This is a genomic window from Pseudoduganella rivuli, from assembly GCF_009674485.1.
In the GTDB taxonomy this organism is placed as follows: Bacteria; Pseudomonadota; Gammaproteobacteria; order Burkholderiales; family Burkholderiaceae_D; genus Rugamonas; species Rugamonas rivuli_B.
The window spans coordinates 46,603-69,797 of the sequence record NZ_WKJJ01000001.1 but is presented as its reverse complement, the minus strand read 5'-3'; the positions used below and the strand labels follow the sequence as shown (position 1 = coordinate 69,797).

At 64.0% G+C, this 23,195-nt stretch carries 19 protein-coding genes; 15 read left to right on the top strand and 4 right to left on the bottom strand.

The window, feature by feature from the left end:
* Window positions 1-66: 66 nt before the first annotated feature.
* The 4 genes from GJ700_RS00340 to GJ700_RS00325 all read left to right on the top strand — a co-directional run bounded on the left by GJ700_RS00340 (window position 67) and on the right by GJ700_RS00325 (window position 7,889).
* The gene (locus tag GJ700_RS00340) at window positions 67-1,332 is read left to right on the top strand and encodes an efflux RND transporter periplasmic adaptor subunit (RefSeq protein ID WP_154370675.1); all 1,266 of its coding nucleotides are present in this window, start codon (window positions 67-69) and stop codon (window positions 1,330-1,332) included.
* A 9-nt stretch (window positions 1,333-1,341) separates the two neighbouring features.
* A complete protein-coding gene (locus tag GJ700_RS00335) occupies window positions 1,342-4,527 on the top strand; it encodes an efflux RND transporter permease subunit (protein WP_154370674.1) in 3,186 nt (1,061 codons plus the stop codon).
* The gene (locus tag GJ700_RS00330) at window positions 4,527-6,002 is read left to right on the top strand and encodes an efflux transporter outer membrane subunit (protein ID WP_154370673.1); all 1,476 of its coding nucleotides are present in this window, start codon (window positions 4,527-4,529) and stop codon (window positions 6,000-6,002) included. The genes GJ700_RS00335 and GJ700_RS00330 overlap by 1 nt, the downstream gene beginning before the upstream one ends.
* Before the next feature lie 102 nt (window positions 6,003-6,104).
* Window positions 6,105-7,889, top strand: a complete 1,785-nt coding sequence (locus GJ700_RS00325; protein ID WP_154370672.1) for a sensor histidine kinase — start codon at window positions 6,105-6,107, stop codon at window positions 7,887-7,889.
* Window positions 7,890-7,908: 19 nt separating this feature from the next.
* Here the strand turns inward: GJ700_RS00325 and GJ700_RS00320 are convergent, their stop codons facing one another.
* Entirely contained in the window at window positions 7,909-8,691 is a 783-nt protein-coding gene (locus GJ700_RS00320) for a substrate-binding periplasmic protein (RefSeq protein WP_154370671.1), read from the bottom strand.
* A 145-nt stretch (window positions 8,692-8,836) separates the two neighbouring features.
* Here GJ700_RS00320 and GJ700_RS00315 point away from each other — a divergent pair, with 145 nt between their 5' ends.
* Both GJ700_RS00315 and ligD read left to right on the top strand, forming a co-directional pair.
* A complete protein-coding gene (locus GJ700_RS00315) occupies window positions 8,837-9,307 on the top strand; it encodes a cache domain-containing protein (RefSeq protein ID WP_229506705.1) in 471 nt (156 codons plus the stop codon).
* 59 nt (window positions 9,308-9,366) lie between these two features.
* Window positions 9,367-11,946, top strand: a complete 2,580-nt coding sequence (ligD, locus tag GJ700_RS00310) for a DNA ligase D (protein ID WP_154370670.1) — start codon at window positions 9,367-9,369, stop codon at window positions 11,944-11,946.
* Between the two features lie 196 nt (window positions 11,947-12,142).
* Here ligD and ku read toward each other — a convergent pair whose 3' ends face one another.
* Complete coding sequence (ku, locus tag GJ700_RS00305; protein WP_154370669.1) at window positions 12,143-13,153, bottom strand: non-homologous end joining protein Ku; 1,011 nt, start codon at window positions 13,151-13,153, stop codon at window positions 12,143-12,145.
* A 1-nt stretch (window position 13,154) separates the two neighbouring features.
* Window positions 13,155-14,144 (bottom strand): SDR family oxidoreductase, encoded by a 990-nt coding sequence (locus GJ700_RS00300; protein ID WP_154370668.1) that lies wholly within the window; start codon window positions 14,142-14,144, stop codon window positions 13,155-13,157.
* Window positions 14,145-14,341: 197 nt separating this feature from the next.
* On the opposite strand from GJ700_RS00300, the gene GJ700_RS00295 reads away from it, so the two are divergent.
* The 5 genes from GJ700_RS00295 to GJ700_RS00275 all read left to right on the top strand — a co-directional run bounded on the left by GJ700_RS00295 (window position 14,342) and on the right by GJ700_RS00275 (window position 19,473).
* Window positions 14,342-15,826 carry a GGDEF domain-containing protein gene (locus GJ700_RS00295; protein WP_229506704.1) on the top strand — a complete coding sequence of 495 codons (1,485 nt, stop codon included), beginning with the start codon at window positions 14,342-14,344 and terminating at the stop codon, window positions 15,824-15,826.
* Between the two features lie 18 nt (window positions 15,827-15,844).
* Window positions 15,845-16,552, top strand: a complete 708-nt coding sequence (locus GJ700_RS00290; protein WP_154370667.1) for a 4'-phosphopantetheinyl transferase family protein — start codon at window positions 15,845-15,847, stop codon at window positions 16,550-16,552.
* A gap of 57 nt (window positions 16,553-16,609) precedes the next feature.
* Complete coding sequence (locus GJ700_RS00285; RefSeq protein ID WP_154370666.1) at window positions 16,610-17,179, top strand: TetR/AcrR family transcriptional regulator; 570 nt, start codon at window positions 16,610-16,612, stop codon at window positions 17,177-17,179.
* Window positions 17,180-17,252: 73 nt separating this feature from the next.
* Window positions 17,253-18,914 carry a SulP family inorganic anion transporter gene (locus tag GJ700_RS00280; RefSeq protein ID WP_154370665.1) on the top strand — a complete coding sequence of 554 codons (1,662 nt, stop codon included), beginning with the start codon at window positions 17,253-17,255 and terminating at the stop codon, window positions 18,912-18,914.
* A complete protein-coding gene (locus tag GJ700_RS00275) occupies window positions 18,898-19,473 on the top strand; it encodes a sugar O-acetyltransferase (RefSeq protein ID WP_154370664.1) in 576 nt (191 codons plus the stop codon). Before GJ700_RS00280 ends, GJ700_RS00275 begins: the two co-directional genes overlap by 17 nt.
* Here the strand turns inward: GJ700_RS00275 and GJ700_RS00270 are convergent.
* On the bottom strand, window positions 19,431-20,537 hold the full coding sequence (locus GJ700_RS00270; RefSeq protein ID WP_229506703.1) for an AraC family transcriptional regulator: 1,107 nt from the start codon (window positions 20,535-20,537) through the stop codon (window positions 19,431-19,433). The two genes, GJ700_RS00275 and GJ700_RS00270, sit on opposite strands and share 43 nt — an antisense overlap.
* A gap of 106 nt (window positions 20,538-20,643) precedes the next feature.
* Here GJ700_RS00270 and GJ700_RS00265 point away from each other — a divergent pair, with 106 nt between their 5' ends.
* From GJ700_RS00265 to GJ700_RS00250, 4 genes are all read left to right on the top strand, one after another.
* A complete protein-coding gene (locus GJ700_RS00265) occupies window positions 20,644-20,907 on the top strand; it encodes a recombinase family protein (protein ID WP_154370663.1) in 264 nt (87 codons plus the stop codon).
* A gap of 9 nt (window positions 20,908-20,916) precedes the next feature.
* On the top strand, window positions 20,917-22,110 hold the full coding sequence (locus tag GJ700_RS00260) for a sensor histidine kinase (protein ID WP_154370662.1): 1,194 nt from the start codon (window positions 20,917-20,919) through the stop codon (window positions 22,108-22,110).
* Entirely contained in the window at window positions 22,107-22,727 is a 621-nt protein-coding gene (locus GJ700_RS00255) for a response regulator transcription factor (protein ID WP_154370661.1), read from the top strand. Before GJ700_RS00260 ends, GJ700_RS00255 begins: the two co-directional genes overlap by 4 nt.
* 91 nt (window positions 22,728-22,818) lie before the next feature.
* A complete protein-coding gene (locus tag GJ700_RS00250) occupies window positions 22,819-23,190 on the top strand; it encodes a response regulator transcription factor (RefSeq protein ID WP_154370660.1) in 372 nt (123 codons plus the stop codon).
* The last annotated feature ends 5 nt before the right edge of the window (window positions 23,191-23,195 follow it).

The following is a 23,195-nucleotide window of genomic DNA, read 5'->3' as shown; positions in this document are numbered from 1 at the left end:
AGCTTTGCCCGCAATTTCATGCGGTATCGCCTGATTCCAAAGATTTTCATACAAAAAGGAAAAATTATGAAAAGCCCGAAAGTTCAATCGATCAACCTGGCCGGTAAAATCCGGCCTGTCATGGCCGCGCTGGCCGTAGCCGGCCTGGCCGCCGCTACGCTGGCTGGTTGCGATACCGCTAACAGCAAGACCCAGGAAGCCGCGCCCGCCGGGCCGCCGATTTCCGCCGCCACCGTGGTGGAAAAAGCCGTCACGGAAACCCAGGAATTTTCCGGCCGCCTGGAAGCCATCGAGCGCGTGGAAATCCGTTCCCGCGTTTCCGGCTTCATCACGGCTGTGAATTTCAAGCCGGGCAGCGAAGTCAGGAAAGGCGACGTGCTGTTCCAGATCGATTCCCGTCCTTACCAGGCGGAATTGTCGCGCGCGGAAGCGGCCGCCAACTCGGCCCGCGCCAAGGCCGACCTGGCGAAACTCGAACTGGTACGGGCGGAAAAACTGCTGGCCGACAAAGCCATCGCGCAGCGTGAATACGATGAAAAAGCCTCCAGCCTGAAAGAGCTGGACGCCAATGCCCGCGCCGCCGCCGCACAGGCGGAAGCGGCCCGGCTGAACCTGTCGTACACGCAAGTGACGTCGCCCATCAACGGCCGCGTATCGAAAGCGGAAATCACCCTGGGCAACCTGGTCGATGGCGCCGCCGTGCTGACCTCCGTGGTGTCCACCGACAAGATTTACGCCAGCTTCGACGGCGATGAAGACACGTATCTGCGCGTCGGCGCGCTGGCGCAAAAAGGCCATGCCGTCACCGTGAAAGTGGGCCTGGCCAATGAAACCGGCTTCCCGCACGAAGGCAAGCTGGAGTTCGTCGACAACCGCCTCGATCCGCAAACCGGTTCCGTGCGCATGCGCGCCACGTTCGCCAATGAAGACAAGGCGCTGGTGCCGGGCTTGTTTGCCCGCGTGCAGCTGGCAGGCGCCGATAACGGTGCGGGCAAGCCGACCGTGCTGATCAACGAGCGCGCCGTCGGTACCGACCAGAACCGCAAGTTCGTCTACGTGGTCGGCGCCGACAGCAAGGCCGAGTACCGTCCCGTGGTGCTGGGCCCGGCCTTTGATGGCTTGCGCGTGGTGCGCGACGGCTTGAAACCGGGCGAGAAGATCGTCGTCAACGGCTTGCAGCGCGTGCGTCCCGGTGCACCGGTGACGGCGCAAATGGTCAACATGGATTACGACCCGCTGGCGCCGCAAAATCCGCCGCAAGCGAAGCCCTCGCCGAAAAAAGATGAAAAAGTTGCGGCTGCCGAAGCAACCGGCGGCACGACCAAGCAATAAGGATTGCATATGAAATTCTCACGCTTCTTTGTCGACAAGCCGATCTTCGCGGCGGTGTTGTCGATCCTGGTGTTCGTGGCGGGGCTGATATCGATCATCAAGCTGCCGATTTCCGAATACCCCGACGTGGTGCCGCCATCGGTGGTGGTGCGCGCCATGTATCCGGGCGCTAACCCGAAAGTCATTGCTGAAACCGTGGCCGCGCCGCTGGAAGAGCAGATCAACGGCGTGGAAAACATGCTGTACATGTCGTCGCAAAACACGTCCGACGGCGCGCTGGCGCTGACCGTCACCTTCAAGATCGGCACCAATGTCGAGCAGGCGGAAACCCAGGTGCAAAACCGCGTGCAGCGCGCCTTGCCCCGCCTGCCGGAAGAGGTGCGCCAGATCGGCGTGACCACCGTCAAAAGCTCCCCGAACCTCACCATGGTGGTCCACCTGGTGTCGCCGGACGGCCGCTACGACGACCTGTACCTGCGCAACTACGCTGTGCTGAACATCAAGGACCACCTGTCCCGTATCCAGGGCATGGGGGAAGTCAACCTGTTCGGTTCCGGCGATTACGCGATGCGCGTGTGGCTGGACCCGCAAAAAGTGGCGGCCCGCGGCATGGTGGCCGGCGACGTGGTGGCGGCAATCCGCGAACAGAACGTGCAAGTGGCGGCCGGTGTGGTGGGCGCCACGCCATCGAAGGGCAGCGAATTCCAGCTGACCGTCAATACCCAGGGCCGTTTGAATTCGGTCGAGGAATTCGGCGACATCATCGTCAAGACCAATGCCGACGGCGCGCTGACGCGCCTGAAGGATGTGGCCCGTGTGGAACTGGGCTCGAACAGTTACGCCTTGCGCTCACTGCTGAATAACAAATCGGCGGTGGCAATTGGCATCTTTGAAGCGCCGAACGCGAACGCGTTGCAACTGTCAAGCGACGTGCGCGCCAAGATGGAAGAACTGAAAAAGGACTTCCCGCAAGGCGTGTCGTATGACGTGGTGTACGACCCGACGCAGTTCGTGCGCGAATCCATCAAGGCCGTGATCCACACCTTGCTGGAAGCCGTGGCGCTGGTGGTGATTGTTGTCATCGTGTTCCTGCAAACGTGGCGCGCGTCGATCATTCCGCTGCTGGCCGTCCCGGTCTCGATTGTCGGCACCTTTGCCGTCATGATGGGCTTCGGCTTCTCGATCAACACCCTGTCGCTGTTCGGCCTCGTGCTGGCCATCGGTATCGTGGTGGACGACGCCATCGTGGTGGTGGAAAACGTCGAGCGCAATATCGCCAACGGCCTGTCGCCGCGCGATGCGACGATCCAGGCCATGAAGGAAGTATCGGGCCCGATCATCGCGATTGCCCTGGTGCTGTGCGCCGTGTTCGTGCCGATCGCGTTCGTGTCCGGCCTGTCGGGCCAGTTCTACAAGCAGTTCGCGCTGACCATCGCCTTCTCGACCGTGATTTCGGCATTCTGCTCGCTGACCCTGGCGCCTGCGCTGTCGGCCACGTTGCTGAAACCGCACGATGCACCGAAGGATGCGCTGACCCGCGGCATGGACCGCATCTTCGGCGGCTTCTTCAACTGGTTCAACCGCTTCTTCAACCGCGCATCGACCCGCTACGAAGCAGGCGTGCAGGGCGTGCTGCGCCGCAAGAGCGCCGCCATCGTCGTGTACGTCGTGCTGGCCGCGCTGGCCGGCGTGGTGTTCAAGCTGGTGCCTGCCGGTTTCGTTCCCGCACAGGACAAGCAATACCTGATCGGCTTCGCGCAATTGCCTGACGCCGCATCGCTGGAACGCACGGACGCCGTGATCCGCCGCATGTCGGACATCGCCAAGGAAATCCCCGGCGTGGAATCGTCGGTGGCGTTCCCCGGCCTGTCGATCAACGGCTTCACCAATGCGCCGAACGCGGGCATCGTGTTCACCACGCTGAAACCGTTCCACGAGCGCACCAAGAAATCGGAATCCGGTGAAGCTATCGCGGCGGAAATCAACAAGCGCATGGGCGCCGTGCAGGACGCGTTCATCATGGTGTTCCCGCCGCCGCCGGTCAATGGCCTGGGCACGACGGGTGGCTTCAAGATGATGATCGAGGACCGCGACAACCTCGGTTACGACGAACTGTATAAAGCCGTGCAGGCAGTGCAGATGAAGGCATGGCAGGATCCGCAGCTGGCGGGCGTGTTCTCCGCCTTCCAGATCAACGTACCGCAATTGTTTGCCGACGTGGACCGCGCCAAGGCCAAGCAGCTGGGCGTGCCGCTGGCCAATATTTACCAGACCCTGCAAATCAACCTGGGTTCGCTGTACGTGAACGACTTCAACCAGTTTGGCCGCACCTACCAGGTGCGGGTGCAGGCCGACGCGCCGTTCCGTTCGCAGGCCGAGCATATTTCGCAGCTGAAGGTGCGCAATGACAAGGGCGAAATGATTCCGCTGTCGTCGCTGATGCGCGTGAAGGACAGCTACGGCCCGGACCGCGTGCAGCGCTACAACGCTTACGTGGCCGCCGAGATGAACGGCGCCGCCGCACCAGGCGTGTCGTCGGGCCAGGCCCAGGCCGCGCTGGAAAAGATCGCCAAGGAGACGCTGCCGAAGGGCATCGGCTACGAATGGACGGAACTGACGTACCAGGACATCTTGTCCGGCAACACGATGGTTTACGTGTTCCCGCTGTGCGTGCTGCTGGTGTTCCTGGTGCTGGCCGCCCAGTATGAAAGCTGGACCCTGCCGCTGGCCGTGATCCTGATCGTGCCGATGTCGATCCTGTGCGCACTGGTGGGCGTGAAAGTCACGGGTGGCGACAACAACGTCTTTACGCAGATTGCCCTGTTCGTGCTGGTGGGGCTGGCGTCGAAGAATGCGATCCTGATCGTGGAATTCGCCCGCGAACTGGAAGACCATGGCCGCACCGTGCTGCAAGCAGCGCTGGAAGCTTGCCGCCTGCGTCTGCGTCCGATCCTGATGACGTCGATCGCGTTCATCATGGGCGTGGTGCCGCTGGTGTTCTCGAGCGGCGCCGGTGCGGAAATGCGCCATGCAATGGGAGTGGCCGTGTTTGCCGGCATGCTGGGCGTGACATTCTTCGGCCTGTTCCTGACGCCAGTGTTTTACGTGCTGCTGCGCACGCTGGCGCAAAAGATGGGCAAGCAATCCCACGCGGCCAAGCCACAGCTGGCTGCTGAACTGGAAGGGACCAAATAATGACTATGACTGCGAAAGGTGTGGCTCCGTTATTAGCGGCTTTGCTACTGACGGCCTGCGCCGCCCCTGAATTCAGGCAGCCGGCCATCGATACGCCGGCCGGCTTCAAGGAAACGCAAACGGCGCCGGCCCGCACCGGCGGCGTCGTGACGGCGGCCGACGGCACACGCTGGAAACAGGCGCAACCGGCCGAACAGCAGGCCCGCGGCGAATGGTGGCTGGCCTTCAACGATCCGGCCCTGAACGGCCTGATCGCGGACGCGACCAAGGCCAACGCCAACCTGGCCGTGGCCGCCGCCCGCGTCAAGCAGGCGCGCGCCATTGCCGGGATTTCCGAAGCGGCGCGGGTGCCGCAAGTGGGCGTCAACGTGGGGGCGCAGCGCGCCCGCGCGTCAAGCCAGTCGCTGGGCCTGCCGGCCGGCACGGCCGTGGCGCCGCAAACGTCATATAGCGCGGGGCTGACCGCCAGCTATGAAGTGGACTTGTTCGGCCGCGTATCGTCCGATATCGCGGCGTCCCGCAGCGATGCGGCAGCCACGGAAGCCAATTACCGTTCCGTGCTGCTGGCGCTGCAGGCCGACGTGGCGCAGGCCTACTTCCGCCTGCGCGCCACCGATGCGGAACTGGCGACCCTGGAACAGACCGTGCGGCTGCGCGAAGAAAACGTCAAGGTCAACCAGCGCCGCTTCGACCTGGGCGACATTGGCGAATTCGACCTGTCCCGCGCAAAAACCGAACTGGCGACGTCGCGCGCCGAAGCCATCGGCTTGCAGCGCCAGCGCGTGACCACCGAACATGCGCTGGCAGTGCTGCTGGGCCAGCCGGCGGCGAATTTCACGGCGGGCGTCTCGCCGCTGCAGGATTCAATGCTGCTGCCATCGATCCCGGCGGGCTTGCCGTCGTCGCTGCTGGAACGCCGTCCCGACATCGTGGCGGCGCAGCGCGCGATGGAAGCGGCCAACGCCCGCATCGGCGTGGCCCGTTCCGCCATGTTCCCGGCGCTGACCCTGAACGCCAATGGCGGCGGTGCGGCCGGCACCTTTGCCGATGTCTTCAAGTGGAGCAGCCGTTCGTGGGTGCTGGGCGCGCTGATGTCGATGCCGCTGATCGATGGCGGCCGCAACAGCAACAACGTGGTGCGCAGCGAAGCGGCGCTGGAAGAATCCGTGGCCAGCTACCGCAGCAGCGTACTGAGCGCCTTTGCCGAGGTGGAAGACAACCTGGCGGGCTTGCGCATCCTGTCCGGCCAGACGCAGGAAATCGACGACGCGCTGGTGTCCGCGCGCCGCTCGGCCGACCTGGCGCAAAAGCTGTACGCGGCGGGCCGTTCCAGCTACCTGGACTTGCTCGATGCGCAGCGGAACCTGGCGCAAGTCGAGCGCAACGCCGTGCAACTACGGGGCAACCGCGCCGTCACGACGGTGGCGTTGATCCGCTCGCTGGGCGGCGGCTGGGATAGCATCAGCGCAAAATAAACCGGCGGTACCGGATAAAACGGCAGACGGGAGGATGGAATCCCGCCTGCCGTTTTTCTTTTTGCGCTACAGTACGTGCTTCCGTGGTTCTGCGGTCGTCCCATGAAAGTTAAAACCCACCTGGTGCTGCTGGTCGTGGTCGTGCTGACGCCGGTGATCGTATTTTCAGCGCTGGTCATGAATCTGCTGGTGTCGCGCGAGCGGGAAGCCGCCATGCGCAGCATGCATGAACTGGCGCGCGCCGCCGTGCTGGCCATGGATACGCAAATGATGCGGGCGCAGGCCGGGGCGCAGGCGCTGGCAGTGTCGCCCAGCCTGGCCCGGGAAGATTTCCCCACGTTTTACCGCGAAGCGCTGGCCGCCATGGGCAAGGGGCCGCTGTACGTGGCGCTGCTCGATGTGCATGGGCAACAGGTTTTCAATACCGTGCAGGCCTATGGCGCGCCGCTGCCGCCCCCGTCCGCGGCCACCGTGCTCGATGTGCGCGAAGTGCTGGCGGGTGGCAAACCCCGCGTCTCCAACCTGATTCTGGGCACCACCACCGGGCAATTCCTGGTATCGGTGGAAATGCCCGTGACGGTCGCCGGCGGCAGCCGCTATGTGCTGGGCGTGTGGATGTTTGCGCGGGATTTGTCCGGCCAGTTGCCGGCTGGCGGGGTGCCGCACGGCTGGCTGATTTCCGTGCTGGACCGCAATGGCGTTACGCTGGCGCGCAACCAGCGCCCGGAACAATTCGTCGGCTCGGAAGCGGCGCCTGGCTTAAAGAAAATATTGCTGGGGCCGGAAAAAAGCGAATTCCGCGCCGTCAACCGGGCGGGCCAGGACATGTATGGCGTCAATGACCGCTCCGAATTGTCCGGCTGGACAATCAGCGTCGGCGTGCCGGTGGGCGATTACGAGCAGGCGGCCGTGCAGGCGAAAACCCTGAGCGCGTTCGGCCTGCTGTTTGCCATTGCCTGCGCCATGGGCGGTGCGCTGTTCCTGATCCGCCGGCTGGTGCTGGGAACGCAGCGCATTGCGCAGGCGGCCGACCTGCTGGTCGAGGGCAAGACGCCGCCGCCGGCCCGGCTGGAAATCGCCGACTTCCAGGACGTGCATGCGCGCCTGGCGGACGTGGCGGAGCGGCTGGCGGCGGCGGAAGCGGATCGCCGCGCGCATTTGGAATTCACGCAGCAGGCGAAAGAACGGGCGGAAGCGGAAAACCGCGCCAAGGATGAATTCCTCGCCATGCTGGGCCATGAATTGCGCAATCCGCTGGCGCCGATCAGCGTGGCGGCGCACATGCTGGGCATGCCGGACCTGAAGCCGGAACAGGTCCGCACGGCCAGCGCCGTGATCGGGCGCCAGGTGCAGCACATCAACCGCCTGCTGGAAGATTTGCTCGATGTGTCGCGCGTGACGCGGGGCATCGAAGCATTGAAACGGCAGCCGGTGGATTTGCATGACGTGATCCACGCGGCGCTGGAACAGGTGCGCAGCATGGCGGAGGCGCGGCGGCAAGCCATTCAGTGCGACGTGCCGGACGCGAAGCTGGTGGTGCTGGGCGACAGTGCACGGCTGGTGCAAATCGTCAGCAACCTGCTGCACAACGCCTTGAAATACAGCCACGAAGAGGGCGCCATCACGTTGCTGGTGACGCGGCGCGAAGCCTGGGTCGATATCGCCGTGGCCGACCAGGGCATCGGCATCGCGGCCGAATTCATGCCCCGCGTGTTCGACCTGTTTTCACAGGGCAGCCGTGGCATCGACCGGCGCCAGGGCGGGCTGGGGATCGGGCTGGCGCTGGTGCGCAGCCTGGTGCTGCTGCATGGCGGCGATATCGCGTGCTACAGCGCGGGGCCGGAGCAGGGCAGCACGTTTACCGTGCGGTTGCCGCTGGCGGATTAACAGCAGAAACTTCGGGCAGTCACTGCACGCCGCGCATGCCGTAGCGCGCTGCGATGTCCCGCACCGTGCCATTGCGCACCATCTCCTCCAGCGCCGCGATGAAGCGGTCTTTGACGGCCGGCGGCAAGTGTTTGCGCGCCATGCCGATGTGGTACGTGATCTTTTGCACTTCCCCCACTTGCCGCAATCCCGCGTCGCCTTCCTGCCGCATCAGCCAGATGCCCAGGTCGGCATTGAGCACCACCACGGCTTTACTGCCATAGCGGCCCATGCGCAACTTGCGCAGCGCGGTGGCATTGTCGATCTCCACCGTCAGCCGGGCATTCGGCGCCTCCCGCGCCAGTTTGGCCGCCACGCTGGACGTGCCGGATGGCCCGAAAGCGGCCACCGTGTACCCGGCCAGCATGGCGGGCGTGGGATCGCGCAACGTGCTGTCCTGCTGCGCATACAGCACATACGCGGTATGGATCAGCGGGGGGCTCAGATGGAATAGTTGTTTGCGTTCTGGCAAATCGAGGATGGCCAACAGCCCGTCGGCTTCGCCTTCCGTCGTCATTTGCAAGGCGCGGCGCCAGGGGAAAATCTCGATCGTGCACTGTGCGCGGATGGCTTCGCATGCCGCCTGGACGATATCGGCGAACGGGCCGGCCGGCTTGCCGTTTTCCTCATGGATGAAGGGTGGCCACGGCTGCGCAACGAAACGCAACTGCAGCGGCTGCGTGTCTGGCGCAGCCGGCGTGGCCATGGGCGCGCTGGCGATCAGGATCGCACCGGCCCACCGTATCCAGCGGTGCAGCGCCATGGCGCCTCCGTTTGCTTAACGAGTAGTCACAATATACGGCGCGGGATGGTAACGGGCAACCGTGTGGCCAGTTTGGTACAGCTGCCGCTTGCGGTCGTTGCTCCGCCGCCATAGTATGAGACGACATACACCAGGAGACAATCCCATGAATACATGGTTGCGGGCAATGGCGATGACGGTTTGTGTCGCGGCATCCACCGTCGCGGTGGGGCAGGAACAGCGTGGTACGGCGGAAGAAGCGGTGGCGCTGGTGAAAAAAGGGGCGGCTTTTTATAAAGCCAACGGCAAGGACAAGCTGGCGGCGGAAATCAACAGCCGTTCGCCGCAATTCCAGGACAAGGACTTGTACCTGTTCATGTCGCCGGCGGCCGGCGGCGCGCTGATCGCCCATGGCGCCAATGCGAAAATGGTGGGCAAGACCTTGGGCGATTTGCGCGACGTGGACGGCGTCAATTTCGTGCAGAAATTCCGCGAAGTGGCCAACAGCAAGGAAGGCAAAGGCTGGGTGGATTACAAGTGGCCCAACGCCAAGACGGGCCAGCTGGAACAAAAAAGCACCTATATCGAGCGGGTCGACGACGTCTATATCGCGGCCGGTGTTTATAAAGGTAAATGACGGGTGCTGTGTTAGCTGGATAACCGTGGGGGCGCGCGGCCGGCGGTAGCATCGCCCTTATGCGCGACCCATTGAAAACCTACAAGGCCAAGCGGAACTTCGCTGTCACGCCGGAACCTGCCGAAGGCGGCAAGTCCGGCGGCGAGCAGCGCGCGTTCGTCATCCAGAAACACTGGGCGTCGCGGCTGCACTATGACTTCCGGCTGGAACTCGACGGCGCCATGAAAAGCTGGGCGGTGCCGAAAGGTCCCAGCTATGATCCGCATGACAAGCGCATGGCCGTGCAGGTGGAAGACCATCCCATCGCCTACAACGAATTCGAAGGCACGATACCCGAACACCAGTATGGCGCGGGCAAGGTCATTATCTGGGACCGGGGCACGTGGGAGCCGGACGGCGATCCGCGCCGGGCTTACCGCGACGGCAGCCTGAAATTCGCGCTGCACGGCCATAAGATGCATGGCCGCTGGGCGCTGGTGCGCATGAAAGACCGGGGTGAAAAACAGCCGGCATGGCTGTTGATCAAGGAAAAGGATGGCGAAGAGCGGCCGGCGGACGAGTTTTCCGTGGTCGATGAAATGCCTGACAGTGTCAAGGCGCTCGGGCTGCCGGGGCAGAAAGGCAAGCAAGGGCGCCGGACGACGTCCAAGACCCAGGCGCGCGAGGCGGAAGCGTCCGAGGCGCCCGCCGCAGCCAGCCTGCGCAAGGCGCGCCTGCCGGCCACGTTGGCGCCGTCGCTGGCCACGCTGGTCGACGGCCCGCCGTCCGATCCGGACGACTGGCTGTTCGAAATCAAGTTCGACGGCTACCGCATCCTGGCCCGCGTCGATGGCAAAGGCATCAAGCTGATCACCCGCAACGGCAACGACTGGACCGCCAAGCTGGAACCATTGCGCGCGGCGCTGGCGGACATGGCATTGCCGAACGGCTGGTATGACGGCGAAATCGTCGTACACGACCAGAACGGGCGGCCCGACTTTGGCATGTTGCAGCAATCGTTTGACGACGCGCGCAACGGCGACGTCGTGTATTTCATCTTCGACGCGCCTTTCCTCGATGGCCACGATTTGCGCGAAGTGCCGCTCGCACAGCGCAGGGAGCTGCTGTACACGGTGCTGAAAGACCGTCCCTCGGACAAGGTGCGCTACAGCGCGGAACTCGATGCGCCGCCCGCCGACATGGTGGCGGCGGCCTGCAAGATGGGGCTGGAAGGCATTATCGGCAAGCGGCGCGATTCCATCTATGCCGCGCGCCGCACGCCGGACTGGATCAAGCTGAAATGCGGACAGCGGCAGGAATTCGTGATTGGCGGGTATACGGACCCGAAAGGCTCGCGCCAGGGCGTCGGTTCACTGTTGCTGGGTGTGCAAGGCAAGGATGGTGCGCTGCATTATGCGGGCAATGTCGGCAGCGGATTCAATGCGGACAGCCTGAGGGCATTGAAAGCGCAACTGGACAAGCTGGCCACCGACGCCAGCCCGTTCGCGCCGGGCCGGAAAATCGACAAGAAGGCGCATTGGGTCGAGCCGAAGCTGGTGGCGGAAGTCAGCTTTGGCGAATGGACGCGCGATGGCTCGATCCGCCACGCGGTGTTCCAGGGCTTACGCAACGACAAGCCGCCGCGCGCCATTATGCGGGAACAGCCAGCCCACGTGGAAGACCTGGCGCACGACGCGAAGCCCGCGCGCAAGTCCGCCCGAAAGCAATCCACCAAGGCGGCCGATAAGCCGGCCGATGCCGTGCATGGCAACTTGCCGGACGATTTAAAAATCAGCAATCCGGACCGGGTCATCGACCAGGCCAGCGGCGCGCACAAGATCGACGTCGTGCGCTATTACGCGCTGGTGGGCGACCTGATGATGGAGCACTTGCGCGACCGCCCCGTGGCGCTGGTGCGCGCGCCGGCGGGCGTGGGCGGCGAACTGTTTTTCCAGAAGCACGCGGATGTGAAGAAAATGCCGGGTTTGGCGCTGCTGAACCAGAAACTCGATCCCGGCCACCCGCCCATGCTGGCGGTGGCCGACAAGCAGGGCTTGCTGTGGGCGGCCCAGTGGAACGTGGTGGAAATCCATACGCAAAACGCCACGTCGCGCAATTATGAAAAGCCGAACCGCATGGTGTTCGACCTCGACCCGGGCGAGGGCGTCGCGTGGGGTGAAGTACAGGAAGCGGCGCAACTGGTGCATGCCTTCCTCGACGAACTGGGCTTGCCGGCGTTCCTGAAAACCAGCGGCGGCAAGGGCTTGCACGTGGTGGTGCCCGTCAAGCCGCACTATGGCTGGGACACGGTCAAGGCGTTTTCACAAGCCATCGTCGCCCGCATGGCACAGACATTGCCGGACCGCTTTGCGTTCAAGAGCGGGCCGAAAAACCGCGTCGGCAAGATCTTCGTCGATTACCTGCGCAACGGGCGGGGCGCGACCACTGCCTGCGCCTGGTCGGTGCGCACGCGTCCCGGGCTGGGGATCTCCGTGCCGGTGGGCTGGGACGAGCTGGACAAGCTGAAGGGCGGCGCGCAATGGACGGTGCACAATGCCCACACGCGGCTCGATGTGGGCAATGCGCCGTGGGCTGATTACGCGGACAGCGCTGTCGGGCTGGCGGCGGCGATGAAAAAGCTGGGCTTCGAGAGCGGCTGATGGAGCCTATCCCCGCGCGACGGGTGCCTGCTTTGTACTCGTCATGCCTCGTTATGCCTCGCGCCCCGGTGTCGCGGCGCCGGTAACGCAGAGCGGCGGCGCCGTTTTCCCGCATTGGCTGGCGAGGCAAAACGAGGCGCCGCGAGTACGAACGAGGCACACGTGAAAAGGGGACAGGCCCCTCCCACCCCCACATTCAAGCTGCCTTGCGTGCTGTTTTTGCCGCCGTTGCCCGGCTTTTCGGTGCGGCGGCGCTCTTTGCCGCCGCATGGGTACTTTTGCGCGCCGCCGGTTTTTTTGCCGTGGCGGCGCTGCCGGATTTCGCGGGCCGGCGCTTGGGCGCCGGTGCCTCTTCCTCCTCGTCCTCTTCCGGCTCGTCATTGGCGGCCTTGCCTTTGGCTCCCTTGCTTCCTTTGCCCAGGCTTTGCTGCAACAGCGCCACCAAGTCCACCACATTGGCGGCAGCACGTGGTTTCTTCTCGGGCGCCGCTTCCGTGATGGTCTTGGTCTGTTTCGCCTTCACCTTGCGCATGACCAGTTCCTTGACGTCTTCCCGGTACGTGTCGTGGTATTGCGACGGATCCCATTCTTCCGTCATGCCGTCCACCAGCGACTTAGCCATCTGCATTTCCTTGTCCGAGATCCCGGTCGATTTCAGCGACCGGGGCGGCAGTTTCAATTCATCGGTATCCTTGATTTCATCGGGAAAGCGCAAGGTGTTCAGGATAATGGTGTCGCCTTCGCACAGCAGCGCGCACAAATGCTGGCGCACGCGGATCACGACGGTGGCGATCGCCACGCGGTCCGCCTTGCGCAGGGTTTCGCGCAGCAGTGCGTAGACCTTGTCGCCGCCCCGGCCCGGCGTCAGGTAATACGGCGTGTCGTAATACGTCAGCGGGATGTCTTCAGCCGCCACGAAGGCCAGGATATCGATCGATTGCGTGGCTTTCACGTTGGCCTGCTTCAAATCCTCGTCGGACAGCACCACGTACTCGCCTTCCTGGTATTCGTAACCCTTGACGATGTTATCCCACGCCACTTCCTTGCCCGTGCTCTTGTTGTAGCGCTTGAAGCCGATCGGGGAAAAGTCGCGCCGGTCCAGCATCGTCAAATCCAGGTCATGCTCCTGCACGGCCGAATGCAGGTCGACGGGTATGTGCACCAGGCCGAAGCTGATGGCGCCTTTCCACAGCGATCGGGCGGCCATGTCACACCCCGCCGACGGAGCCGGTCACCGGCAGCACGATGCCGGTGATATAGCTGGAACAGCAGGGCGCCGCCAGGAACACGTAGGCGGGCGACAATTCTTCCGGCTGGGCCGGGCGCTTCATGTCCGTACTGGCGCCGAATTCCCGGATTTTCTCCGGCGACTGGTCCGACGGGTTCAGCGGCGTCCACACGGGGCCGGGCGCGACGGCGTTGACGCGGATGCCTTTGTCCAGCAAGTTCGATGCCAGCGACATCGTGAACGCGTGGATGGCGCCCTTGGTGGTCGAATAATCAAGCAAATGCCCGGACCCTTTCAGGCCCACGACGGAACCCGTATTGATGATGGAACTGCCCCGCTGTAAATGCGGTTCCGCAGCCTTGGCCATGTGGAAATAGCCATAAATATTGGTTTTCATCGTCAAATCGAAGCGTTCTTCCGATAAATCCATCAGCGAACCCGCGTGTTCCTGGAAAGCGGCGTTGTTGACGAGGATGTCCAGCTTGCCCAGTTGGGCGACCGTGCGCTCCACCGCGTTCCTGCAAAAGGCAGGGTCGCGCACGTCGCCGGGAATCAGCAGGCAGGTCTGGCCTTCCGCTTCCACGAAGCGCCGGGTTTCCAGTGCATCGTCCTGTTCTTCCGGCAGGTAGATGATCGCCACGTCCGCGCCTTCGCGCGCATACAGTACCGCCACGGCGCGGCCGATGCCGGAATCGCCCCCGGTGATCAGCGCCGCCATGCCGGCCAGCTTGCCACTGCCGCAATATTCCGGCGCCAGGAAACGGGGCTTCAATTCCATTTCGGCTTCGATGCCGGGTTTTTCCAGGTGCTGTTCAGGCAGGGGCGGACTGGGCTGGTCGGTGCGGCCGGTCTGTACCGCATCCTTCGGTTCGCCGCGTTGCCCCTGGCGCTGGTCCCGCCGGTCCTGTTGCTGCTGGATATCGCGCTGCATGCTGCCGGCAGACGTAGCCTTGTTTTCCGAATTAGGCATGGTGTCCTCCCTGTTTCGTCAAAGGGACAGTATTCGGAAGCGCTTTGCCAACGACCGTGCGGGGCCGCACATTCATGCGGGTTTCAGCGGATTCTGAGGGTTTTTTTGTAGTTTTTGGAGCAAATAATATTGCTATTTATGAACTTTATGGCAAACTGCTGGAATACGATACTTATAACAGGTATGGGGATAACGTCATGGCGACAGACATCGATAGCCAGGCCCAGCGGGTTGGCTTGTTCCTGAACCTCGCCAGCGAACGCCGCGGCGAGTTTCAAAGCGCTTGCGGGGAACTTTTTAACCGCCTGCTGCTGGCTGAATCGTTCGATTCGGCCATGGCAACCCTGGGCCGCCAGCCGGTCGACTTGCTGGTCATCGACCTGGACGGATTCGAGGACCATGGCGACCTGTCCGCCGCCGCCAGCCTGGTGCGCACCCGCATGGGTAACCCAGTCCTGATCCTGTGCCCCTACAGCAAGACGTCGTGGCTGCCGGAATTGATGACGGCCGGCCCGCTGACGTACCGCGTCAGCCCCATCCTCAGCTCGGAAATGCAGCAAGCCGTCAGCCACGCGCTGACGGAGCCGCTCGATGCCGCGGCCAACGCCCAGCAACAATTGCTGGACAAGGAAAAGGAATTGCGCGATTTGCTGGCGGTGCAGCGCAATGTGCAGCGCGCACTGACCGGCATGGATGAATTGCCGCTGATGGCCAGCCAGGTTTGCGTGGCCCTGTGCACCTTCCCCGGCGTGCGCCACGCGGCATTGTTCCACATGAAGGAGCGGGGCAACCTGGCGCTGGAAGCGCAGGAATCCCGCAACCACCTCGATATCGCGCACTTGCTGGGCCGCACGGACCAGTTGCTGCAATTACCGGTGCACGAAGCGTTTCCGCCGCTGCTGTCCGTTGGCACGGGCGAGCTGGTGCTGATGGATGCGCCGGAAAAAGCCGGCGACCCGATGCTGGCCATGGGCTTGCACGACCATGGCGTGCGCACCATCCTGTCGCTGCCGCTGCGCAGCGAAGCGGGCGGCCCGGTGCTGGGCGCGGTCAGCCTGATGTTCGACCGCCTGATCCATCCGTCGCGCGAGCAATTCTCGTGCTTTGGCAGCCTGGCCCAGTTCATCAGCTTCGGCCTGGCCATGAGCGAGCTGAAACACCAAAACGATGCGCTGGCCGGCCAGCTGACACAAATCACCACCACCGATGCGCTGACAGGCGCCGTCAACCGCCGCCACGGCGAAGCGCAGCTGGACAATGAAATCCGCCGCGCGCGCCGCTACGGCATTCCGCTGGGCGTGATCGCGTTTGACATCGACAACTTCCGCTCGGTCAACGATATTTACGGCTACCCCTGCGGCGACAAGGCGCTGCGCACGGTGGCCATGACGGTGCAGGACCGCCTGCGCACGTCGGATACGCTGGTGCGCATGCGCGGCGAGGAATTCCTCATCATCGCCACCCACACGGCCGCCATCGACGCATTGAAACTGGCGGAAAAATTGCGGGAAACCATCGCCAATACGGAATTGCCGGGTTGCGACAATGTGACCATCAGCCTGGGTGTCGCGCAAGCGGGACCGGAAGAGGGCGCCGCCACATTGCTGGAGCGCCTCGACGCTGCGCTGCACCGCGCCAAGCGGGCCGGACGCAATTGCGTGGAACTGGCCATGGCGCAATAAATCATTTCCCATTTCCCCTTGATCGTCGCCGGCCTGCTGGAGGCGCAACTGGTGCATTGCCGCACCGGTAGCGGCACGCTGCCCGTGCACCTGTTGCGCTACGACCTGGCGCATTTTCACGTGGCCGCCTTTGCGCAGGCAGGCGTCGCCTATCCGCCTGCGATGGACCGCTGCGTGCCGAAACGCCAGGCGGAATACCTGTTCGGCCGCCTGGCGGCCAGGCGCGCGCTGGCCGACAACGGCTGGCCGGACGCGCAGGTTGGCACCGGGCCGCAGCGCGAACCGCTGTGGCCGCCCGGCGCACTGGGCGCCATCACGCATACCGATGTGTGGGCTGCCGCCACGGTGGTGCGGGCAGGACATCTCCGGGGTGTGGGCATCGATGTCGAAGGGGCGCTGAGGCCCGACGCCATTGCCAGCACCGAGCACTGCGCGATGCAGCCGCACGAACTGGCCGTACTGCGAGGTCAGGCCACGATGCCGTATCCGCTGGCGCTGGCCGCCGCTTTTTCCGCAAAGGAAACCATCTACAAGGCGCTGTTCCCCGCTGTGGGCCGCTATTTCGGCTTCGAAGCCGTTCGTATCGATGCGCTCGATGTGGCGCAGGGCGAACTGCATTTCACGGCCATGGAAACCCTGTGCCCGGACTGGCGCGCCGGCCACCGCGATTGCGTGCATGTCGCCTTGCTGGACCCGCATACGGTAATGACGAGCTTTGCATGGTGAGCCGTCTGCATCATATATTATATTCGTAATGTATAATGCGGCTAAAGGAGGTGTCCCATGAAAGTCAGCAGGGAACAGGCGGCACTGAACCGCGAACGTATCGTTGAAACGGCGGCAACCCTGTTCCGCGAACGGGGTTATGACGGCATCGGCGTGGCCGACCTGATGAAAGCCGCAGGCCTGACGCATGGCGGCTTTTATGGCCACTTCGGTTCGAAGGAGGATTTGCTGGCCGAAGCGTGCGCCAAGGCGCTGGAACATTCGGCGGAAAGATGGCGCCAGCGTGCGGCCCACGCGCCGGAGCAGGCGCGCGGCGCCATCATCGACGCTTACCTGACGCCGCGCCACTGCGGCAATCCCGGCGCCGGCTGCGCAGTCACCGCGCTGGGCGCAGATGTATCGCGCTGCGGACCGGCGGCGCGCGATGCGCTGGCGCATGGCGTACGCGAGCAACTGGCGATCCTGGCCCCGTTGGAACCCGGCGCGGACGATGCGGAAAAACGCCGGCAAGCCATCGCCGATTATGCCGCCATGGTGGGCGGCGTCTTGCTGGCGCGCCTGTTTGCCGACGAAGCGCAGGCAAACGAAATACTGGACGCCGTCAGGAGCACGCTGCACGCGACATAAACAAGCGTTTGCGCGCATTGTAGGCTTGCTACCCGGCATGGTAGGCTTCGGCTTTCATGCTCGAACAATTCTTATGCTGCACTGGCTGAAGCACTACCGGCGCGCGATGCTGCCTGGCGATATCGGCGCCGGCCTCGTCGTGGCCATGATGATGATCCCGCAGGGCATGGCCTATGCGCTGGTGGCGGGCTTGCCGCCCGTCGCGGGCATTTACGCCAGCATCCTGCCCCCCGTCATGTATGCATTGTTCGGCTCGTCGATGACGCAATCGGTGGGCCCGATGGCGATCGTGTCGCTGATGACGGGCGCCGTGCTGGCGCCGCTGGCGCCTGCCGGCTCCGGCCTGTATTCGGTGCTGGCCGCGCAACTGGCGCTGGTCTGCGGCCTGGTGCTGCTGCTGTGCGGCTTGCTGCGCCTGGGTTTCCTCGCGAATTTCTTTTCCCGCCCCGTGATGAGTGGTTTTACCGTGGGCTGCGCGCTGGCCATTGCGGCCGGGCAGGTCAAGCCGCTGCTGGGCGCAACGTTCCCGCACTGGCATGCGCCCAGCGCGGCGCTGGGGCTGGGGGCCGTGGCGGCGCTGTTCCTGGCGCGCCGCTACCTGGAACCGCTGCTGAAACGGTGCGGCATGCCGGCCAATGCGGCCGGCGTGGCCACCAAGCTGGCGCCCATGCTGGTCGTGCTGGGCGGCCTGGCGCTGGTGTCGCTGCTGCACTTGCAGCAGCGGGGTGTCGCGCTGGCCGGCGACGTGCCATCGGGCTTGCCGCAACTGAACCTGGCGCTGTCGCCGGGCCACTGGCGCGCGCTGCTGCAACCGGGCTTGCTGATCGGCTTCGTGATTTTCCTGATGAGCATGTCGGCGGCGCAGGCGCTGGCGCAAAAGCGCAATGAAAAACTGGTCAGCAACCATGAATTGATCGGCCTGGGCGCGGCCAACGTGGCGGCCATGGCATCCGGCGGTTTTCCCGTCACGGGCAGCCTGTCCCGTTCCGCCGTGAATTTCGCGGCCGGGGCGCAAACGCCGCTGGCGTCCGTCATCACGTCGGTGCTGCTGGCGGGGGCGCTGGTGGCCCCGACGGGCTGGCTGGCGCTCTTGCCGCTGCCCGTGCTGGCCGCCACCATCATCGTGGCCGTGCTGGGCATGCTGGAACTCGATACCCTGAAAACCGCGTGGCGCTACGACCGGGGCGACGCCGCCGCATGGCTGGTCACGTGCGCCGGCGTGCTGGTGCTCGGCGTGGAGGCGGGCGTGGTGGTGGGCGTGCTGCTGTCGATGGGCACCCTGATCTGGCGCGCCAGCCGCCCCCATATCGCCGTGCTGGGCCGGATTCCGGGGACGGAACACTACCGCAATATCGAACGCTATCCGGCCGAAACCCAGCCGGACGTCCTGTTGCTGCGCATCGACGCCAACCTGTTCTTCGGCAACGTGGAAGCCGTGGCAGAACGCATCGAGGATGAAGTGCGCGCGCATCCGACGGCGCGCCACCTGGTGCTGGTCATGACGGCGGTCAGTTCCATCGATACGTCCGCGCTGTTTGCGCTGGGCGAGTGGAATGCCGGCTTGAAACGGCGCGGCGTGGCGCTGCATCTGGCCGAAGTCAAAGGGCCGGTGCTGGACCGCCTCAAGCAAAGCGATTTCACGTCGCAACTGGCGGGGCCGATTTTCCTGTCCGCCGCCATGGCGGCGCAAAAACTGCACCAGGGAAGAGAGGGCGATTATGCCGAATACATTTGACCTGCATGCCGGGCAAGGCCCGTCCGCCTGGCCGGGCGCCGACAAGCGCCGCCGCGTCAAGCAACTGTGCGCGGCCTACAACCGCGCCGATGAGCAGGATGAGCGCTTGCGCATCCTGGCGCAAATCCTCGGCAAGCCCACGGATGCGCACTTCGAAGCGCCGTTTTACTGCGACGTCGGCACCAACATCACGCTGGGCCGCCACTGCTTTGCCAACCACAATGTGGTGATCCTCGATTGCGCCCCGGTGACCTTGGGCGACCACGTGATGATCGGCCCGAATACCGTGATATCCGCCGCGGGCCACCCGGTCGACCCGGTGGCGCGCAATGCGGGCGTGTTTGTCGAACACCCGATCACGATCGGCAACAGCGTGTGGATCGGCGCCAACGTGACGATCCTGGGCGGCGTCACCATCGGCGACAATTGCACCATCGGCGCCGGCAGCGTGGTGAACCGCGATATTCCCCCCAACAGCCTGGCGGCCGGCAATCCATGCAAGGTGCTGCGGACGATTCAACCGGGCGGCGCGCTCTCCGCCGACGGCGAGAAGGCCTGATGCTGTTCCACCCACGCGGTGGGGCTGACGCCGTTGAGCTTGCGGAACGAGCGTGAAAAGTTGGCAATGTCCGTGTAGCCCAGCCGGTAGGCGATTTGCGACACGGGGTATTTGCCGCTCGCCAGCAATTCGCACGCCCGTTCATTGCGGATGCGCAGCGACAGCTCGCGGAAGCTGACGCCGCCCTTGGCCAGGTGGCGGTCCAGCGTGCGCGACGACACGTTCAAAATGCCGGCCAGTTCCTCCAATGTCGGCTGCGCATCTTCCGCTTCGCGCAACATCATGGAGACCCAGTCGCACCAGTTGCCCTGCTGGTCCATGTGCTGCAGCATCTGCTTGCAGCGCGCTTCGGCCTGTTGCAGCACCCGCAGGTCCGTCATGGCGAGCGGCACGTCGAGCTCGGACGTATCGAGCATCACGCGCATGCCCGGCTGCTCGGCCACGCCGAAGTGGATGCGCACGTTGCGCAATTCCCGGTAGCGCAGGGCGTGCGGCGGCGCCGCCGTGGTCAGGTAAATGTCATAGGTCGGCTGGCGGCCTTGCGTGACCGCCTGCAACTGGCAATGAAATGCCACCGGCAACACTTCCATGTACGTTTCGTAGACGGATTGCGGCATGCCCTGCACGGGACGGAACGTGACTTCCGCGTGGGTCGGATGGCGCGAATAGCGCATGGCAAACAACGGCGTCATCAGCTTGTAATAGCGCGACGCCAGCCGCAGCACGTGGTCCATGGTGGGACAGCTGATGATGGCGTAGCCGAGGATGTCGTGGGAATTGAGCTTGATCAGGCGGCCCATCTCGAAGCCCAGGTCGCGCCGCCCCGTCAGGCGCGCCGCTTCGATCATCAGGGTTTCCGCCTGCGTCACGGTCAGTCGCGCTTGCGGATCATTCAGGGTGCGGATCTGGGCTGCGCTGAGCGCATCGCGGCAGGGAATGCCCTGGCTTTCGAGGTGGTCGAACAGCGCCGCGTAGTAGCGCGCCGGAATGAATAATTCATCAGGTTTCAAAGTTTCCCCATCCTGCTTATCGTTATTTTTGGTCTTGATTTGGACTTTCATCATAGACATTCCTGTCCGGAAATGACAGGGAAGTGTCAGGAAATGACAAGGGTATGTGCTGTGCGCAGGGGGACAATGGGGTTGCTTCCTGCTACAGAAAGTCTGAACCATGAAACATGTGCTGCAAACCCTGTCCGCGCTGGATGACGCCGTGCGCATCGAGATCGATGCGCTGCGGGCGGCCGGTATTTCCTTCAACGCGATCGCGGCGGCGCTGAACCGGCGCGGCATCCCCGGCTTGCAGGGCGGGCGCTGGTATGGCGCCACCGTGCAGCGCGCATCGATGTTGTCATGTTGCAACGACCTGCCCGTGGCAGGCAAAGCAACATGGCGCGTGCCGCTCCGCATACCCTATACTGGCCCGCATAGTTGAGGGGGAAGGATGGACCAGACGGGGCAGGCGGGGGGAACGCAGGTGGGGGCGCAAGGCGCGCACGCGGACCCGGTGCGTGGCGATATCCTCGTGGTGGAAGACACGCCGGCCTCGCTGCAACTGCTGTCGCGCCTGCTGACCGATGCCGGCTACCGCGTGCGTGAAGCGCCGAATGGCGAACTGGCGCTGTGGAGCGCGCAGGCGCAGGCGCCGGAACTGGTGCTGCTCGACGTGCGCATGCCGGGCATCGACGGCTATGAAGTGTGCAGCCGCCTGAAACGCATGCCGGGCCTCGATGAAGTGCCCGTGATATTCCTGTCGGCCCATAGCGACACGGACGACAAGCTGCGCGGTTTCCAGGTCGGCGGCGTGGACTTCATTTCGAAACCGTTCCAGTTCGAAGAAGTCAATGCGCGCGTGCAGTCGCATTTGAAGATCCGCCGCCTGCAGCAGCAACTGGCGGCCCACAACGACCGCCTGCAAAAGGAATCGCGCCAGCGCCTGGCGGAAATCGCCCACCTGAACCGCAACGCCAGCGCCACCGTATATTGCGCGGCGCTGATGCATGAATTGAACCAGCCGCTGGCGGCCATCATGAGCAATGCGGAAGCGGCGGAACTGTTCCTGAAAATGAATCCGCCGCAACTGGACGACGTGGCGGAAATCCTGTCCGATATCCAGCGCGACGACCGCCGCGCCAGCGACCTGATACAGCGCATGCGCGAATTGCTGAAGAAATCCGATCCCGTCGTGCAAAAGCTGGACTTGAACGACGTGGTGCGCCAGGTGTGCACCCTGCTGTCCGGCGAAGCGCGCATGCGCCGCATCGTGCTGGAAATGCAGCTGGCGCCGCAGGTATTGCCGGTGGCGGCGGATCCCATACAATTGCAGCAAGTATTGATCAACCTGGTCTTGAACGCCTTCGATGCGATGGCGCAGCTGGCGGACGGCGCGCGCGCCGTGTGCCTGGCGACCCGGCGCAACGGCAATACCGCCGAAGTGCTGGTATCGGACCAGGGGTGTGGTTTTCCGGAAGGGCATGAACGCGTGTTTGAATCGTTTTTCACCACCAAGCCGCACGGCATGGGACTGGGCCTGTCGATTGCGGCCGCCATCGTGCAGGCGCACGGCGGCAGCATCTGGGCCCGCAACAATGCCGATGGCGGGGCCACCGTGGGTTTCGCGTTGCCGGGACAGCCATGAGAATCCATATCATCGACGACGACGACGCGCTGCGCACGGCGCTGGCGCGCCTGCTGGGCGCCTGCGGTTATGCGGTGTCCGTCTATGAATCGGGTGATGCCTTCGTGCGCGCGGAAAACGGCAGCGAGGCCGGCTGCATCCTGCTCGACGTCGACATGCCCGGCTTGTCCGGCCTGCAATTGCAGGACCACTTGCGTGCCAAGGGAAGCATCCTGCCCATCGTGTTCTTGACGGGCAACGGCGACATTGCCATGAGCGTGCGGGCCATCAAGGCCGGCGCGGAAGACTTTTTGCCTAAGCCGATCGGCAAGGATGCACTGCTGGACGCCATCGGCCGCGCCATGCAGCGCTATGAATCGGCTGCGGTACACAACAGCGCGCTGCTGGAATTGCGCAAGCGGGCCGATACGCTGACGGTGCGCGAACGGGAAGTGTTCGCGCTGGTGGTGCAGGGCATGCTGAACAAGCAGATCGCCTATGAGCTGGGCAACACGGAGCGCACCGTCAAGGCACACCGCCACAGCCTGATGGAAAAGCTGGGCGCCGGTTCGCTGGCCGAACTGGTGCAGATGGCGAACCGCCTCGGGATCGCCAGCCCCGCCGCCAGCGCCGAATAATCCAACAACTTGTACCAAAGGACACGTTACAAGTGTCCTGATCCTCTCTACAGTCATCCCATCGGCGCCGCGCGCCTGTCCGGATGGTGTCATGGATACAGCAAAAACCGTCGTCGCAGTCGTGGAAAACGATCAAGCCATGCTGAAGGCGCTGGGGCGGCTGTTACGGGCCTCCGGTTACATGACGCAATTGTATGCATCGGCCGAACTGTACCTGCAGCGCACTGAAAAAATGGATGTGGCCTGCCTGGTCCTCGATATCGACCTGGGCGGCCTGTCCGGCATCGAATTGCAGCAAATGCTGGTGGGGGCCGGTGATGCCCCGCCGATCGTGTTCGTGACCAGCCAGGCCGAAGACCGCTATGAAGCCGCGGCCCAGCGTCTTGGCTGCCTGGCTTACCTGCGCAAGCCGTTCGATTCCAGGGACTTGCTGCGCGCGTTGGATCAAGCCGTTCACCATTAGGAAAA

What these genes read in the sequence shown, in the direction of transcription:
- GJ700_RS00340 (WP_154370675.1), top strand. Translation starts at nt 67, where the DNA reads ATGAAAAGCCCGAAAGTTCAATCGATCAACCTGGCCGGTAAAATCCGG.
- GJ700_RS00335 (WP_154370674.1), top strand. Translation starts at nt 1,342, where the DNA reads ATGAAATTCTCACGCTTCTTTGTCGACAAGCCGATCTTCGCGGCGGTG.
- GJ700_RS00330 (WP_154370673.1), top strand. Translation starts at nt 4,527, where the DNA reads ATGACTATGACTGCGAAAGGTGTGGCTCCGTTATTAGCGGCTTTGCTA.
- GJ700_RS00325 (WP_154370672.1), top strand. Translation starts at nt 6,105, where the DNA reads ATGAAAGTTAAAACCCACCTGGTGCTGCTGGTCGTGGTCGTGCTGACG.
- GJ700_RS00320 (WP_154370671.1), bottom strand. Translation starts at nt 8,691, where the DNA reads ATGGCGCTGCACCGCTGGATACGGTGGGCCGGTGCGATCCTGATCGCC.
- GJ700_RS00315 (WP_229506705.1), top strand. Translation starts at nt 8,837, where the DNA reads ATGAATACATGGTTGCGGGCAATGGCGATGACGGTTTGTGTCGCGGCA.
- ligD (WP_154370670.1), top strand. Translation starts at nt 9,367, where the DNA reads ATGCGCGACCCATTGAAAACCTACAAGGCCAAGCGGAACTTCGCTGTC.
- ku (WP_154370669.1), bottom strand. Translation starts at nt 13,153, where the DNA reads ATGGCCGCCCGATCGCTGTGGAAAGGCGCCATCAGCTTCGGCCTGGTG.
- GJ700_RS00300 (WP_154370668.1), bottom strand. Translation starts at nt 14,144, where the DNA reads ATGCCTAATTCGGAAAACAAGGCTACGTCTGCCGGCAGCATGCAGCGC.
- GJ700_RS00295 (WP_229506704.1), top strand. Translation starts at nt 14,342, where the DNA reads ATGGCGACAGACATCGATAGCCAGGCCCAGCGGGTTGGCTTGTTCCTG.
- GJ700_RS00285 (WP_154370666.1), top strand. Translation starts at nt 16,610, where the DNA reads ATGAAAGTCAGCAGGGAACAGGCGGCACTGAACCGCGAACGTATCGTT.
- GJ700_RS00280 (WP_154370665.1), top strand. Translation starts at nt 17,253, where the DNA reads ATGCTGCACTGGCTGAAGCACTACCGGCGCGCGATGCTGCCTGGCGAT.
- GJ700_RS00275 (WP_154370664.1), top strand. Translation starts at nt 18,898, where the DNA reads ATGCCGAATACATTTGACCTGCATGCCGGGCAAGGCCCGTCCGCCTGG.
- GJ700_RS00270 (WP_229506703.1), bottom strand. Translation starts at nt 20,537, where the DNA reads ATGATGAAAGTCCAAATCAAGACCAAAAATAACGATAAGCAGGATGGG.
- GJ700_RS00265 (WP_154370663.1), top strand. Translation starts at nt 20,644, where the DNA reads ATGAAACATGTGCTGCAAACCCTGTCCGCGCTGGATGACGCCGTGCGC.
- GJ700_RS00260 (WP_154370662.1), top strand. Translation starts at nt 20,917, where the DNA reads ATGGACCAGACGGGGCAGGCGGGGGGAACGCAGGTGGGGGCGCAAGGC.
- GJ700_RS00255 (WP_154370661.1), top strand. Translation starts at nt 22,107, where the DNA reads ATGAGAATCCATATCATCGACGACGACGACGCGCTGCGCACGGCGCTG.
- GJ700_RS00250 (WP_154370660.1), top strand. Translation starts at nt 22,819, where the DNA reads ATGGATACAGCAAAAACCGTCGTCGCAGTCGTGGAAAACGATCAAGCC.